The 15,048-nt window shown below is 44.3% G+C and carries 11 protein-coding genes; 4 read left to right on the top strand and 7 right to left on the bottom strand.

Going from position 1 to position 15,048, the window contains the following annotated elements:
* Window positions 1-25: 25 nt before the first annotated feature.
* Window positions 26-250 carry a type II toxin-antitoxin system BrnA family antitoxin gene (brnA, locus tag JWH17_RS10030; RefSeq protein WP_205222477.1) on the bottom strand — a complete coding sequence of 75 codons (225 nt, stop codon included), beginning with the start codon at window positions 248-250 and terminating at the stop codon, window positions 26-28.
* The gene (locus JWH17_RS10025; protein WP_205222537.1) at window positions 240-503 is read right to left on the bottom strand and encodes a BrnT family toxin; all 264 of its coding nucleotides are present in this window, start codon (window positions 501-503) and stop codon (window positions 240-242) included. Before JWH17_RS10025 ends, brnA begins: the two co-directional genes overlap by 11 nt.
* Before the next feature lie 725 nt (window positions 504-1,228).
* Between JWH17_RS10025 and JWH17_RS10020 the strand changes: the two genes are divergently transcribed.
* A complete protein-coding gene (locus tag JWH17_RS10020; RefSeq protein WP_205222476.1) occupies window positions 1,229-1,579 on the top strand; it encodes a hypothetical protein in 351 nt (116 codons plus the stop codon).
* 500 nt (window positions 1,580-2,079) lie between these two features.
* Here the strand turns inward: JWH17_RS10020 and JWH17_RS24615 are convergent, their stop codons facing one another.
* On the bottom strand, window positions 2,080-4,302 hold the full coding sequence (locus JWH17_RS24615) for an RHS repeat-associated core domain-containing protein (protein WP_205222475.1): 2,223 nt from the start codon (window positions 4,300-4,302) through the stop codon (window positions 2,080-2,082).
* A 260-nt stretch (window positions 4,303-4,562) separates the two neighbouring features.
* Here JWH17_RS24615 and JWH17_RS24860 point away from each other — a divergent pair, with 260 nt between their 5' ends.
* Window positions 4,563-4,802, top strand: coding sequence for a hypothetical protein (locus JWH17_RS24860; RefSeq protein ID WP_205222474.1), 240 nt, complete (start codon window positions 4,563-4,565; stop codon window positions 4,800-4,802).
* A 197-nt stretch (window positions 4,803-4,999) separates the two neighbouring features.
* On the opposite strand, the gene JWH17_RS10005 is transcribed toward JWH17_RS24860, so the two are convergent.
* From JWH17_RS10005 to JWH17_RS09995, 3 genes are all read right to left on the bottom strand, one after another.
* A complete protein-coding gene (locus JWH17_RS10005) occupies window positions 5,000-8,668 on the bottom strand; it encodes an RHS repeat-associated core domain-containing protein (protein ID WP_205222473.1) in 3,669 nt (1,222 codons plus the stop codon).
* Between the two features lie 40 nt (window positions 8,669-8,708).
* Window positions 8,709-9,431 carry a hypothetical protein gene (locus JWH17_RS10000; protein WP_205222472.1) on the bottom strand — a complete coding sequence of 241 codons (723 nt, stop codon included), beginning with the start codon at window positions 9,429-9,431 and terminating at the stop codon, window positions 8,709-8,711.
* Window positions 9,432-9,496: 65 nt separating this feature from the next.
* Window positions 9,497-11,749: an RHS repeat protein gene (locus JWH17_RS09995; RefSeq protein WP_205222471.1), complete on the bottom strand. Its 2,253-nt coding sequence runs from the start codon at window positions 11,747-11,749 to the stop codon at window positions 9,497-9,499.
* A gap of 819 nt (window positions 11,750-12,568) precedes the next feature.
* On the opposite strand from JWH17_RS09995, the gene ppnN reads away from it, so the two are divergent.
* Window positions 12,569-13,939, top strand: a complete 1,371-nt coding sequence (gene ppnN / locus JWH17_RS09990; RefSeq protein ID WP_269755841.1) for a nucleotide 5'-monophosphate nucleosidase PpnN — start codon at window positions 12,569-12,571, stop codon at window positions 13,937-13,939.
* Between the two features lie 213 nt (window positions 13,940-14,152).
* The gene (locus JWH17_RS09985; protein WP_205222470.1) at window positions 14,153-14,398 is read left to right on the top strand and encodes a hypothetical protein; all 246 of its coding nucleotides are present in this window, start codon (window positions 14,153-14,155) and stop codon (window positions 14,396-14,398) included.
* A gap of 7 nt (window positions 14,399-14,405) precedes the next feature.
* Here the strand turns inward: JWH17_RS09985 and JWH17_RS09980 are convergent, their stop codons facing one another.
* Window positions 14,406-14,900, bottom strand: coding sequence for a hypothetical protein (locus JWH17_RS09980; protein WP_205222469.1), 495 nt, complete (start codon window positions 14,898-14,900; stop codon window positions 14,406-14,408).
* Window positions 14,901-15,048: the final 148 nt, after the last annotated feature.

The following is a 15,048-nucleotide window of genomic DNA, read 5'->3' as shown; positions in this document are numbered from 1 at the left end:
TGACCTCATTTAACAATTACTAAACTTATACAGCTTCTTTAAGTTTCTCAGCTATCCAAACTTTTACTAGAGCTTGACGACTTATACCAAGCCGTTTTGAGTGTTTATCAAGGTCTTCTACTACCCAGGTAGGAAAATCGATGTTTACTCTTTTAGGCTCTTGGTTCACTCTTCTAGCTTTTGAAAAATCTAGGTCGTTGGTCAAATCTTCGCCAGATTCAAATTTTTCGTCAAATTTTTTAGCTTTCATAATAATAGACCTCCTTGCTTCTTGAACGTCTTACAGAAATTATTCTAACAGTCTCATTTCGATAGGTTATTACTGCCGACCAGTGTTTTCTCCCAATCTTACCTATGAAAAGATATCTATTTTCGTCATCCACATTTTTAGCTGGAATCTCAAGTAAATCAGGATCATTCCAAAGGGCTTGAGCCTCTAAGAAGTCGATCCCGTGTTTTTCCTTGTTGGACTCACTTTTATAGGTGTCAAATTCAAATTTCATAAGGATAATATATATCAAACAAGAATTTTTGTGAATATTAAATATACCATTTTTATACCTGTATCGATTTTTGTTCATGGGGAGATCACGCTAAAGCAATATGGGTAAGAAAAAAAATTTTATTAATCGAGAGGCAGATCGACTATCATGCCCAGACGCCCCAAGAATTAGGGGACAGACCACGTTTAACGGTTGTTTTTAAAACCGTTAAACGTGGTCTGTCCCCTAATTCTTGTCCCCTAATTCTCTGCTTTGATATCCTGGATACCTTTGCCTTTTTTTATTCTATTTATCACAGAAAATATTCCTATAAACTGTGACACAACACTGCAAAATAACAATAATATTATCTCGTTCATTATTAAATGATATTATTTTGTAACTACTCACAGGTACTCCATTTTCGGACGGCCACGACTTCCCGCATAGATAGGCCATAGTGAAAAAACGCGCCTGTTCAAATATGATGCACCTGTAAGCAGTTACGGGTTTTAGGCATACTAAAGCAAAGCGTTACCACCCCTGTGAGTGGTTACATTATTTTTTTGAAAAGACATTACCTTGAAGTATGTGGAGTGATATGATCGGGAGCCCACTTGTATGTAGAGAATTAGGGGACAGACCACGTTTAACGGTTTTAAAAACAACCGTTAAACGTGGTCTGTCCCCTAATTATACTGTGGGAAGGGCGGTTTCGGTCATGTATTGCTCAAGAAGATACCTACTTGCTTACCTGCCAAAGATACATTGAGCCCAATCCTGTTCGTGCCGACACGGTAGAGCATCCTGGGGAGTATCGATGGTCGAGTTATCGTGCTAATGCTGATGGGAAAACCATGGAATTGTTAACACCTCATCCGCATTATATGGCACTTGGCAAAATAGCAACCCATAGGCAGCATGCTTATAAAGAACTGTTCCGGTATCAGTTGGAGCCAGTGGTAATTGATGAAATACGTAAAGCCACAAACGGTAATTTTGTACTCGGTAACGATCGATTTGCAGATGAGATCGCATCCAAGCTTGGAAGGCGGGTAACTCGAAGCCTACCAGGTAGGCCCAAAAAAGGGGATTGAAATACCTGTTTCTATAGTGGTCTGACCCCGTTTTCTTCATTCCATTCCAAAAGCGCAAGTGGGATGCGCCCTATGTATTGGTGATGATAGCTTGATTAAGACATGAAATTAACTCTTTATTTCCTGCGTCATTGTAGTAGACTGTGTTGCCGTTTATCCCAAGAATTATGTATCCGAATTTCTCTATTCTTATATCCTTTAAATCAGAAAACGAGATGATCTCTTCATGGTCTGCTCTAAACATAGATATATTTATAGTTTTGCTAGAAAAATTTATTTCAATTTTGTGAGCAAATTTTCTCATTATAAAAACAAGTGCTATGCATGATATGCAAAGCAAGGTACAGGATATGGGGATCGCAATAAATCTAATATTTTCTTGGTTAAATAAATAAACTATCACCAGCATAAATATTAAAGCTAGTGTGATTTTAATTGAATTGTTCACAATACAAACTATAAAATGAGGTTGTTGAAAAATACAATTTGATTTGTTTTTTTTATTCATGGCTACCAGGTATAAAGCAATTTTCTATAGAAAAAGATAGCGCTCCACTGCCTAGGTCTGTTACAGCAGCGTTAACCCTCAGTGACAGTGCTCCTGTTTTGTAAAGACCTCCTGCTGCTCCAGAGGTTGCTCCAGCAAGCATGCCTTTTCCAGTATTATACAAAATATCATTTGCAGAATTATTGGGATTCGCTAATGAAGTTACAAAAGAACCCGCGCCACCTCCATACATTCCCGAAACAGCACCAGCCAACGCGCCTCCAGCATAACTACCTGCGACTCCGGAAAGTTGAGGCATTGCCAAGCCTGTAATACCTCCTACCGTCGCACCCACAACCCCACCTATTATTCCTGAGCCGATATTTCCAGATTGAATGCCAGATGTAAACCCGCTAATACCTCCCATCGCAAGACCTATTGCAAATCCAGCAGGATTACGTCCATCTGGATCTATAAAATTGATTGGGGTATTCCGTACATAAGTATATAGATTAATTCCACCCATAAGCCCAATAGGGTCAGCGGAATTGTAAAAACCTGTTTGCGGTCTATAATACCGATTCCAATTATAATGCAAACCGGTTTCAATATCAAAATATTGGCCAGGAAAACGTATATTGTTGGTAATAAGCTCTATATTGACTTGAGCTTGTCCAAAAGGTAGGTAAGCTGCTCGCCAAACAATAGAGCCCGTCTCAGCAATCAATTGCTGTGGTGTGCCAAGGTGGTCGTTGAGATAATAGTATAGACCTGGATTATTTTCATACTCATTGAGGGCAATGGGCTCGTTGTCCAGATAAATGTATTCTCGCAACGGAGTGCCGGCAGCATCTGTTTCGGCAATGAGCATACCATTTATATCGTAATGGAAATGGGTGGTTACGCCATCCGCTATTTTATAAATTCTTCTGTTTTCTGTGTCGTACCCATACTCGGCGATGATGTTTTCGCCTTGTTTTACCTCTGTCAGTCTGTTGAGGGCGTCAAAGGTAAAGTCGAGGGTACCGTCTGCAATAATATTGCCGACCGCATCGTGGGTGTACGCTTTGGGTGCGTTTCCTGTTTTGCTGTTAATTTGGTTTGTTCCTTCTCCATAGTTGTAGGTTGCTGACTCTGGAACAACTGTTGGCGGCGATATATTGTCTATGCCTGTGACGTGTCCTTCTGCATCGCGGCTATAAGTGTATTGCATGGTCCCGGCTGCGATGGATGTCAGGTTGTAGCGCTGGTCAAAGTTCCGGTTAAGATTTGTCGATCCCAGGGTAGCGCTTTTCAGTGGCCCGAATGGGAGGTGTGTTACGGCATCTATAATAGTTTGGCCGTTATTGTTTCTATTGTATTCAACCTGCATACCACTGGGATAGATGAGGGCGTTGAGTTCACCTGTTTCATTGCTCCATTGGTAAGAGATGGCTGATTCTGTACCGTTGATTGAGCGCGAATCCGTGGTGAGTCGGCCAGAGCTGTTGTACTGCAGGGTTCTGGTACCGTGTTCATCGGTTACCGTTGTCAGCCGGCCAATCCCGTTAGTTGCTGTATCGTAGATAAATGTTTCAAAGATACCTTCATACGTTCTTTGAGTTAACCTGCTGGAGCTATCATAGGTGTATTCGATGCTCCTTCCTAGAGCGTCAATCGAGCTAATGAGGTTGCCTGCTTCGTCGTAGCTATAATATATAATTCCGGTGTCGGGGGCTATGCGGCCAGTTTTTCTGCCTAAATCATCATAGGTAAAGGTCGTGACGTGACCTTTTGGGTCGGTGAATTGAGTAAGATTGTCATCCTGGTCATATACATAGTCACTGCTTTTTCCGGCTTCCGCTAGTCTTGTTAACCTGCCAAGCGGATCGTATTCCATGCTCGTATGGAGCCCGGTGGCGTTTATGGTTTCTACGAGATTTCCAGCTATGTCATAGTCGGCTGATCGTTCAGCAGGCCCGGGAAGAAGTGTTTTGCTGAGTTTTCCTGCATCGTTGTATTCGAATTCCGAATATTTAGTGAGCACCCCCTCTGGGTCATGTATATCTTCTCCAATCCTTTGCCCTTCGCTATCATAAGTGTAACTGATGCTGTTGCCGGATTGATCGATAATGTTTTCCAACAATCCTGACGAGGTACAGGAATAAGCAATGGATCTATTTCCTGGGAGCTGGATGGCGGTAATATTGCCTGCTGAGTCATAGGTATAGCTGGTAGTGAGGCCGTTTGCGCTCACTGCAAGAAGGCGATTGTTTAGGTAGAATTAGGGGACAGACCACGTTTAACGGTTTTAAAAACAACCGTTAAACGTGGTCTGTCCCCTAATTCTTGTCCCCTAATTCTTGTGTCCCCTAATTCTTGTGTCCCCTAATTCTTGCTCTGCTGATGAAAAAACTAGGGCAGCGGTATGTCCAGTATTTCAATCGGACATATAAAAGAACAGGGATCCTGTGGGAAGGGCGGTTTCGGTAATGTATTGCTCAAGAAGATAACTACTTGCTTACCTGCCAAAGATACATTGAGCTCAATCTTGTTCGTGCCGACATGGTAGAACATCCTGGGGAGTATCGATGGTCGAGTTATCGTGCTAATGCTGATGGGGAAACCATGGAATTGTTAACTCCTCATCCCCAGTATATTGAACTTGGCAAAATAGCAACCGATAGGCAGCATGCTTATATCAAACCTTACAGTGATCGACTCTGTTTATGGATCGGCGGGTATATTTCAGGGTAGTTATTCATGTTGTATTTTTAAAGTGGTCTGACCCCGTTTTTACTCTGCTACTCTACATTTTAGAGTTTAAGAACCTTTGAGCATAATAGCGAAGCCAATGATCATTGCAAACATACTAAGAAGAGTGTAGCCGTAATCCATTATCGCAAAAGAGATCAGTAAGATTATAAAGCCAAGTAGATGCATTTTTGTAGTTTTCATTTTTTACATTCCTCTTCAAATTGATTTGCCTTTTTGACGATTTCATCAAAAAACATATCCGCTATAGGGTTATTTGTACTTGCAGCTTGCTTTGCAATTTCTTGAGCGGCATCCCTATATTTACGATTACTATATAGTACATATTTTAATAGGCCAGCTCCAGTTGCTGCCATAAAAAAGTAACCAGCTTCTCTTTTAAAACCAGAACGTAATGCAGCATATCCCGCAAGTGAGGAACCTTTTGATAAGTTGTCCAGCATTGACTCTCCGCCTAACCCATCCACTCCAGCCCGAAGATCAATATCCGCAATGGTATCTGGATAACCTATTTCTAACCCTTCAGGATCAAAGTAATTAATTGGATTGTTTTGGACATAAGAATAGAGGTCTATCCCACCAAGAAGCCCAATTGGATCAGCCGTAAGGTAACGACTTGTCTTCGGATCATAAAATCTGTGCCAATTATAATGCAACCCTGTTTCACGATCAAAATACTGGCCGGGGAAATGAATATTGTTGGTAATTAGCTCGATATAGACTTGAGCCTTACCGAAAGGCAGGTATTTTGCTCGCCAAACAATAGAGCCCGTCTCAGCAATCAATTGCTGTGGTGTGCCAAGGTGGTCGTTGAGATAATAGTATAGACCTGGATTATTTTCATACTCATTGAGGGCAATGGGCTCGTTGTCCAGATAAATGTATTCTCGCAACGGAGTGCCGGCAGCATCTGTTTCGGCAATGAGCATACCATTTATATCGTAATGGAAATGGGTGGTTACGCCATCCGCTATTTTATAAATTCTTCTGTTTTCTGTGTCGTACCCATACTCGGCGATGATGTTTTCGCCTTGTTTTACCTCTGTCAGTCTGTTGAGGGCGTCAAAGGTAAAGTCGAGGGTACCGTCTGCAATAATATTGCCGACCGCATCGTGGGTGTACGCTTTGGGTGCGTTTCCTGTTTTGCTGTTAATTTGGTTTGTTCCTTCTCCATAGTTGTAGGTTGCTGACTCTGGAACAACTGTTGGCGGCGATATATTGTCTATGCCTGTGACGTGTCCTTCTGCATCGCGGCTATAAGTGTATTGCATGGTCCCGGCTGCGATGGATGTCAGGTTGTAGCGCTGGTCAAAGTTCCGGTTAAGATTTGTCGATCCCAGGGTAGCGCTTTTCAGTGGCCCGAATGGGAGGTGTGTTACGGCATCTATAATAGTTTGGCCGTCGATTGAAATAGATTCTATTTGGCCGTTATTGTTTCTATTGTATTCAACCTGCATACCACTGGGATAGATGAGGGCGTTGAGTTCACCTGTTTCATTGCTCCATTGGTAAGAGATGGCTGATTCTGTACCGTTGATTGAGCGCGAATCCGTGGTGAGTCGGCCAGAGCTGTTGTACTGCAGGGTTCTGGTACCGTGTTCATCGGTTACCGTTGTCAGCCGGCCAATCCCGTTAGTTGCTGTATCGTAGATAAATGTTTCAAAGATACCTTCATACGTTCTTTGAGTTAACCTGCTGGAGCTATCATAGGTGTATTCGATGCTCCTTCCTAAAGCGTCAATCGAGCTAATGAAATTGCCTGCTTCGTCGTAGCTATAATATATAATGCCGGTGTCGGGGGCTATGCGGCTAGTTTTTCTGCCTAAATCATCATAGGTAAAGGTCGTGATGTGACCTTTTGGGTCGGTGAATTGAGTAAGATTGTCATCCTGGTCATATATATAGCCAGTGCTTTTTCCGGCTTCCGCTAGTCTTGTTAACCTGCCAAGCGGGTCGTATTCCATGGTCGTATGGAGCCCGGTGGCGTTTATGGTTTCTACGAGATTTCCAGCTATGTCATAGTCGGCTGATCGTTCAGCAGGCCCGGGAAGAAGTGTTTTGCTGAGTTTTCCGGCATCGTTGTATTCGAATTCCGAATATTTAGTGAGCACCCCATCTGGGTCATGTATCTCTTCTCCAATCCTTTGCCCTTCGCTATCATAGGCGTAACTGATGCTGTTGCCGGATTGATCGATAATGTTTTCCAACAATCCTGACGAGGTGTAGGAATAGGCAATGGATCTATTCCCTGGGAGTTGGATGGCGGTAATATTGCCTGCTGAGTCATAGGTATAGCTGGTAGTGAGGCCGTTTGCGCTAACTGCAAGAAGGCGATTGTTTATGTCATACGTGCGAGTGGTAACGATCCCGTTAGGATCGGTAATCGTTGTGGGGCTACCGAATACGGTGTAGTCGTCATAGGTTATGGTATGCCCCAGGCTATTGGTAACAGTGTGTAACCGGCCTCGATTGTTACCCTGTGTTTGCTCATTAGGGTGGTAACTCAAGGAGATGGTATCATTGACATCGTTTCTTGGCCCATCAACAGCGATAAGCTGCCCGTTATTATTATAAGAAAAGGCAGTGGTTGTTGAAATCAGGGTTAAGCCGGAGTAGCCGGTTTCTGTTTTGCTTGTCAGGTTATGCTGATCGTCATAAACAAAGGATGTCGTTTTTTGCTCGCCCGGCTTGGCAACTGAAGGCTCGGAAATACTGCTGATCTTGTTAGCAGCTGTATAGGTTTGGGTTGCTGTGTGTTCTACCAGGGTGCCCTGGGCAACTGTTTTAGTAAGCAGATTTCCTTGTTCATCATATGTGTATCCTGTACTGACGCCATTGGCGTCAGTTGCCGTGCTGATCTGCAACCGATCATTAAAGGTATACGCCGTGTCGGCCGTTGACCCGCATGACGAACACCCCGGACCCTCAAAATGATCAATCACGACCTCGCCGTTGAGGGCTTTTAAGGCGTAGGTAGTGATATTGCCAAGGCTGTCGGTTACTGTCCTTTCCCAAGGCGTGCTGTAGTGAATACTTACAGCCTTAAGTCCACCCTCAAGGGCAGCGGTTACCACTCTGTCCTCTGCATCATAGGCAACAGTCAAATTTTTTCTGCCTTCTTCATCCAATCGGCCTGTCAGATTATGTGCATCATTGGGATCATCATAGAGATATTGGATGGACGAACCATCAGGTTTGGAAACTATTATAAGGTTGTCGTTGGCATCGTAAGTATAAGAAAACTTACCTGCAGGGGTCTGGACAGCGCTAAGTTTTTCTTCGGTATAGGTAAAGGAGAGCGTTTGCCCGAAATTGGTGGCGATTGAGTCTATTCTTCCGTCTGCATAGGAGTAGCTTAAGCTGTTCTTATTGGTATCTGTGACGCTGGTCAGTTTGCCACTGTTGTCATATTTTTTTAGATAACCATTTGGTTCTTGCAGCTCATATCCATCGGTCGATCTGGTGACTATTCGTTTTTGGCCGTTTTCCGTTGACCATGTATCGACTCCCTGGTCGGCAAAATAGACCATCCGCCCGTTAGCCTGACGGAGGTGCAGCGTTTCCTGGGTGATAACGAGCTGTTCGGTGATATTTGCAGACCAGCCGTACCCAACAAGTGCTGAGTCTGTACTCTGGCTGTTGTAAGTGCGTTTAAATGAGAGGGAAAGTCCTGGTCCGTTAAGAGCGATGTCTCGCTCCTGGTGATATTTGTTCCCGGTCCCAAAGTTGACCTGATGAGCGAAAAGATAGGGTTGGGGAGAACCGGTTGCAGGAGGAGCAACGAAAAATTGCAAACCAGCCAGGAGAAGGAGCGAACAATAGTTTTTTGCAGTAGCCAGTGTATTCATAGTCAAAGAGGGCTGAGATTATGGTTGTTTCAATATATTGTTAGCGTGAAATAACGTCAGGTTGGCAAACAGGCGGGCCATTGCTTTTACAATAGCCGTTGCAGGCTTCGCTATCAAAGGCAGCTATATTTTTTTCGCCTGCGCAGCTATTTATCAATGCAGCGTGTTCTGTGGCACAGGTCGGACAGTCAGTAGACAGCTCAGGGTCATCAGTGGAACAGTCAAGGCAGTCTGGAAATCCATCGCTGTCTGCATCTGCTAACTGAGTGGGATGGGTACAATATTGATTGAGATCCTCACTGACATACGGTGTAGGGAGAGAAATTGTCGATACAGCCTTTCCTGCCACCTGTCCGTTGAAATTTTTATGCACAGCAATGATATGTGTCCCGCTTGGATTGGTGAGTATTTTGTATCCTTGGTCCTGGTAAAAGCTGATTGTTAGGGCAGGGGGCAGGTCTGCGTCACCATATGATGTTATTTTGCTGATAGAAGAACCTCCACATTTGATGGGATCAGTCAGATACAGAACCCTTGTAGTTGTATTGGTATAGGATAATCCCTCCGGCGGGCATGATACTGCGGTGAATTCCATGCCGATGGTGGAAATGTAGTTGCTGCCAATTTTGCAACTGCAATCGGCGTAAACGTTCAGGGTGAGGGCGCTCAGGAACAGCACGCCAGTGAGGATCAGAGGTTTGATGGACGTCATAAGATGTTTATTCATACTTTTTGAGTGGGTTGATTTGCGTATTGATACCATGGCTTTTCCTGAATGATAGGGACGTTTATGAGGCAATTGAAGCAAAGATGGGGCATCTGGAGTCTTCATTTGCGATAAGCCTTGACGTCATCGATCCTTCCGTTACCGCGTATAAGAAAGGCGTCAATGGAGAGGATTTCATTGTCTGGTTGGGCCTCTTTCAGGTCATCTTTCAGATCGCGACTCACCGTATTCCAGTTACCATCGAGTATGGAAGTACCAAGGCCGTGATGGATATAGGTGCTGTCTCCCAGTTTATTTTCCGTAGCTGGGGTGTAGTAAAGATACCTGAATCCATCCGTGGTTTGGGTGGCAAAGTAGATCACGAAATTCTCAGTATAGCGCATCTTCCATTGGAGTATGGGGAAGTTGCGGTTGTTCCAGTAGCTGCCATCCTCATTTTTAAGACGAAAACCGTTTTTGGTGCCGACCCCGTTAAACTCAATGACCTGACTATTTAGTTGATCGTCAAAGACATTGGCGATGGCTGCACCCGCCGGATCATTGTCATAGACCTGCCAACCTTTTAGATCCGTGTCTTGCGCATCTTCAAAGGTGATAACCTCTGGGATTATTTCCGGGTCAGCCGGGTCGGTTCCGGCTTGCACTTCAAAACCATCGCTCACTCCATCGTTATCTGCATCTTCATCGAGAATATTGATACGTGCGTCTCCGTCAGGATCACCGTTCCAGTTACTTCCCCAGTAGGTGAGTTCTGCAAAATCTGTAAGACCGTCATTGTCTGAATCATCATAGTAGGGGTGAGTTGTGTATGTGTTGATTTCATCGATGTCGGAAATCCCGTCATGGTCGGAATCTTGTTGCGCAGGAATAGAATGGTATACTTTGATATCATCGACCCTGCCGCTTCCACGAATGAGGAAGGCATCAATGGAGAGAAGTGTATTATCTGGTTGCGCCTCTTTCAGGTCATATTCCAGATCACGGATAACGGTCTGCCACGAACCGTCCTTGAGAGAGGCGCCAAGACCATGATGGATATACGTGCCATCTCCAAGTTTGTCGTAATCTGCAGTAGTGTAGTAGAGGTAGCGAAAGCCATCGGCGGTTTGTGCTGCAATGTAGACAATACAGTTTTCCTGGTATTGCATATTCCACTCAAGCACCTTGAAGTGTGTAATATTCCAGTTGCTACCGTCTTGATTTCTCAGCCGGTAGCCATTTTTGGTTTGGCTGCCGATAAATTCTATGACACGGCTTGCTTTTTGTTCATCAAATACATTGGTGATGACAGCACCTTCAGGATCGTTATCATAAATTTGCCAACCCAGGGTATCGCTGTCTTCTCCATCCTCAAGCGTAATAGACTCGGGAGTTGATTCCCCGTCAGCCGGGTCAGTTGCAGCCAGCACTTCAAAACCATCTCGGACACCATCATTATCAGCATCAGCATCGAGAATATTGATGAGGGAGTCACCATCCGGATCGCTGTTCCAATCGGTGCCCCAGTAGGTGAGCTCTTCAAAGTCTGTGAGGCCGTCATTATCTGAGTCTTCGTGGTAGGGATGAGTAGCGTAGACGTTGATTTCTTCCTGGTCTGAGATACCATCCAGGTCAGAGTCGTGGGATTCAGGAATAGCATCGTGGGCCCTGATATCATCGATTCGTCCGCTACCACGGATAAGAAAAGCATCAACGGAAAGCAGGGTATTATCTGGTTGGGCTTCTTGCAGGTCATACTCCAGGTCACGGATAACCAGGTGCCAGTTGCCGTCTTTTAAGGATTGACCAAGCCCATGATGGATATAGGTGTTATCTCCAAGTTTGTCCTCATTTGCAGGGGTGTAGTAAAGATAACGAAAGCCTTTAGTAGTCTGTACTGCAACGTATACAATGAAATTTTCAGAATATCGTGTGCTCCACTCAAGCACCTTAAAGTCTAGATTATTCCAGGTGGTACCATCTGCATTTTTCAGCCTATAGCCATTTTTGGTGGTAGTGCCGATAAACTCGATTGCTCTGTCGTCTCGCTGCTCATCAAATACATTGGTTATGGTAGCACCGGCAGGATCGTTGTCATAAATTTCCCAACCTGCGGTGGTCATATCCTCGCCATCTTCATAGGTCATCTGAACAGCACCACTGGTGATCATTTGTACACGGTTGCCATTCGGATCATACGCATAATTGATGGTCGCACCATCCGCATAGATAACGCGGATTAACTGATGTTGAGCATCGTACTCATATTGCACTGTTGCTGCGTGTCCGGGGAGAGTGTTTAGGCCCAGTGCGAAAGCGACAAGGAAGGGCAATTGATAAAGTGTGGTAATGGAACAGGTGACGAGTGTTTTCATGCAGTGAATCCCCTTGTGCTGGATGCAAATTGTGCAAACGGCACTTTCACGAATGGATGTAAATGGCAGGTTCAGCATTTTCTTTCGTTTTAAGAACCGTTTGCAATGGTGCCTGATCAATCGAGTTTGTTGTAATTTATGGTTTTTTATGGTTGTTTTCTGTTGTTTATGGGTTGATTAATTTTTCTGTTGTCCTGTTATTCAATTACAACATTGAAACTCGCATAATCAAGGTCTTTTTTTCAACTCGCTGAAAGCCGTTGTGCCTCAATAATTAAAAATTTTCATCGGAGTCGCTTTTGGCTCGGATGCTCAGGAATTTGATGCAATTATTCCCATCAAGAGCGGCATGTGCATCCTTTTGTAGGAGGTGCCGACCCTAACCAAAGCCTGACTGGAATTTTTTTATATGAAAATAGTGGGTGTGTACGGTGACAAAACTCAGGGCGTTGGATGCTTATGCGGCAAAACATTGGGATTGGAAATCTTGTGATCAGGATGAGGCGCTTGATTGAAAATCTCTTTTTCCTGCAAAACTTTGTGATAAGATGAACAGTGACTGATCAGCAGCACCAACTCTTTACGATCTGCCCGTCCAGTATACCGGTGTATCGAAGTCGGGGCTTGTCCGCTAAGTCGTTCAGTTGGTGAACATTTAAAGCACTGCTGAACAGTTGCAGTTCGAGGGAGATTGACAGTTTTTAGATCTTTGCTGAATTATGACGATAAACTTGAAGATTTTGAATACTGATGGAAATCGGATACCATGAAGAACAATATGGTTTTTAGATAAAACAAAATTATTGAGTAGGAAGTTTTATGAGTCAGTCTGTATTGGATGCCTGTATTTCCCCAAACGGGCATCTGGATGTATTATCTCGGTTGGAAATCAGCAAACTGCTGGATACCAGTAGGGGAGATCTGTACCCTCTTTTTCGCAGTTGTTCTCTTGCTGTTTTGAATTACGGTGAATACCTGGATGATGGGAAAGAGTTGCTTGAGCGATTCAGTAGTTTTGACATCAGTGTTATCCAGGAGGAGCGGGGTATAAAGCTCGATCTGATAAACGCACCCGAAAATGCTTTTGTGGATGGCGAGATGATCAGAGGCATACGGGAACATCTGTTTGCTGTGCTTCGTGACATCATCTATGTCGATGATGAGATCAACACCAATCCCAAATTTGATCTCAACAACTCAGGTGATATAACCAATGCCGTTTTTCATATATTGAGAAACGCCAACATTATGCGGCCGCGCACCAATCCCCGTCTTGTTGTCTGCTGGGGTGGGCACTCCATCCCGGAACATGAATATGATTATACCAAGGAAGTAGGGTATCAACTCGGCCTCCGTGGTATGGATATTTGTACGGGATGTGGCCCAGGAGCAATGAAAGGGCCTATGAAGGGTGCGGCAGTCGGCCATGCAAAGCAACGTAATTACAGTGGCCAGTATCTTGGCATCAGCGAACCCGGAATTATTGCTGCGGAATCACCCAACCCCATTGTGAATGCATTGGTGATTATGCCGGATATCGAAAAACGGTTGGAGGCATTCGTCCGCGCCGGGCATGCGGTTGTTGTTTTTCCCGGTGGCGTCGGTACTGCAGAAGAGATTTTGTATCTCCTCGGCATTCTGATGGCGCCGCAGAATATGCACATGCCTTTTCCGGTTGTTTTTTCGGGACCGGAAAGTGCGGCTTCTTATTTTGAACAGATTGATGCGTTTATCGGTGCTACTCTAGGCCCGGAAGCCCAGCAAAGGTATACAATTATCATTGATGAGCCGGAAAAGGTTGCCCTCACTGTTAAGGAAGGGATTGAGCGGGTGCGCCAATTTCGCAAACTCAATGATGATGCCTACTATTACAACTGGTTACTGCATATTGATCACAACTTCCAGCATCCGTTTGTGCCAACCCATGAGAGCATGAGCCAGCTGAATCTTTCCATGGATCAGGAAAAATATCAGTTAGCCGTACATTTAAGACGCGCCTTTTCCGGGATTGTGGCAGGCAATGTGAAAGATGCAGGAATACGAGCAATAGAGGAAAAAGGATTGTTTGAGCTACGCGGGGATTGTGAGATTATGGATCCGCTGGATCAACTGCTTGCAGGTTTTATTGATGCCGGAAGGATGAAGTTAGCCACAACCTCTTATTCTCCCTGCTATCAACTGCATTCCTGATGATCTATTTTGGGCGACATGCCGTTGAATGGTTTGTCTTGATAAAAATGTAGAAAAATTCATAAAAACTGCTGGTCATGATTGTACAGGAGATTTCCGGGAGTTTGTGGTTGCTCCTGGAAAGGATCGTTGCAAAGAACGTGATGGAAATCACACAACATTGCATGCAACAACTACTTTTCAGCAAATGTATCCTACTTTGAGAGGAGTACCATGTATTCCGGTAAATTTATAGATAAAACCCAAGAAGAGCAGCAGGCACATGTCCGGCAGAACTTTGCGTATACAGACAATCAAGGATGGTTTTCCCTGGACGGCGAATTTGCAGGGGCTACCCTTGAAGATGTCATAAAAGCGTTGATAGATCTGGAAGACGCTGAGAGCAATTCCATTGGTGACTGCATGAGTGGCTTTTGTGTTACCCCTCCCAAATTATCTGACTTTGTACGTAAACCCTGATAAAAAACTACGCCGAAGGAGCTTGTTTCAGCTCATGGTGCTCTGCAGCATCTTGGATGATTGTTATCAACTTTGAATCAGGAGAGTAAGCTTTCTGCTTGAATTTTTCCTGAAAGCCGGGCAACTGGTCAAGCAGCAGCGTGTAAAATTGATCATTATCAGTCTCTGATAAATGTTGATCCCCGATTGAGATGATACTTAAGGGGGCGGCTTCTACCTGTCCATCGAGAAGGCGTAGAGCTGTCAATACGACACAATACTTATCCTTGTCTTTTTGCTGCTGATACTCTTCCCACCTTCTCACCACCTCATGAATGACTGAGGTCAGCACTTCTTGAGGGCCGGGAAAAAATTCACCTTTACCAAAGACATTACCAATCACCAGTAAAAGCTCCTCTGTATTTATCTCACCCATATTGGTACTGGTAAATTCCATCACTTCTGGATTTTCAGGAATAATGGCAGATTGCTCTTCACCGATGACATAGATATAATTTTGCATGGATGCTCCCGTGGTGTTCTGTTTTTATATTTGTATGGAGGGTGTGACTGCTGTCTGAGAAGGCCAGAAGCTATGCTCCATTTAAGACGGTGAGTAGGTAGTAACTACCAGGTCAAGCTCATAGCAAAATTTGTCGTTTCCTACAACC

This window comes from Desulfogranum marinum (genome assembly GCF_016918565.1).
Taxonomy (GTDB): Bacteria; Desulfobacterota; Desulfobulbia; order Desulfobulbales; family Desulfobulbaceae; genus Desulfogranum; species Desulfogranum marinum.
The sequence above is the reverse complement of the archived record's forward strand: the minus strand, read 5'-3'. Positions and strand labels throughout refer to the sequence as shown.

Excerpts from the sequence above, each read along its gene's own strand:
- JWH17_RS10025 (WP_205222537.1), bottom strand. The coding sequence starts at position 503 with ATGAAATTTGAATTTGACACCTATAAAAGTGAGTCCAACAAGGAAAAA.
- ppnN (WP_269755841.1), top strand. The coding sequence starts at position 12,569 with ATGAGTCAGTCTGTATTGGATGCCTGTATTTCCCCAAACGGGCATCTG.
- JWH17_RS09985 (WP_205222470.1), top strand. The coding sequence starts at position 14,153 with ATGTATTCCGGTAAATTTATAGATAAAACCCAAGAAGAGCAGCAGGCA.
- JWH17_RS09980 (WP_205222469.1), bottom strand. The coding sequence starts at position 14,900 with ATGCAAAATTATATCTATGTCATCGGTGAAGAGCAATCTGCCATTATT.
- brnA (WP_205222477.1), bottom strand. The coding sequence starts at position 250 with ATGAAAGCTAAAAAATTTGACGAAAAATTTGAATCTGGCGAAGATTTG.
- JWH17_RS10000 (WP_205222472.1), bottom strand. The coding sequence starts at position 9,431 with ATGGTATCAATACGCAAATCAACCCACTCAAAAAGTATGAATAAACAT.
- JWH17_RS10005 (WP_205222473.1), bottom strand. The coding sequence starts at position 8,668 with ATGAATACACTGGCTACTGCAAAAAACTATTGTTCGCTCCTTCTCCTG.
- JWH17_RS09995 (WP_205222471.1), bottom strand. The coding sequence starts at position 11,749 with ATGAAAACACTCGTCACCTGTTCCATTACCACACTTTATCAATTGCCC.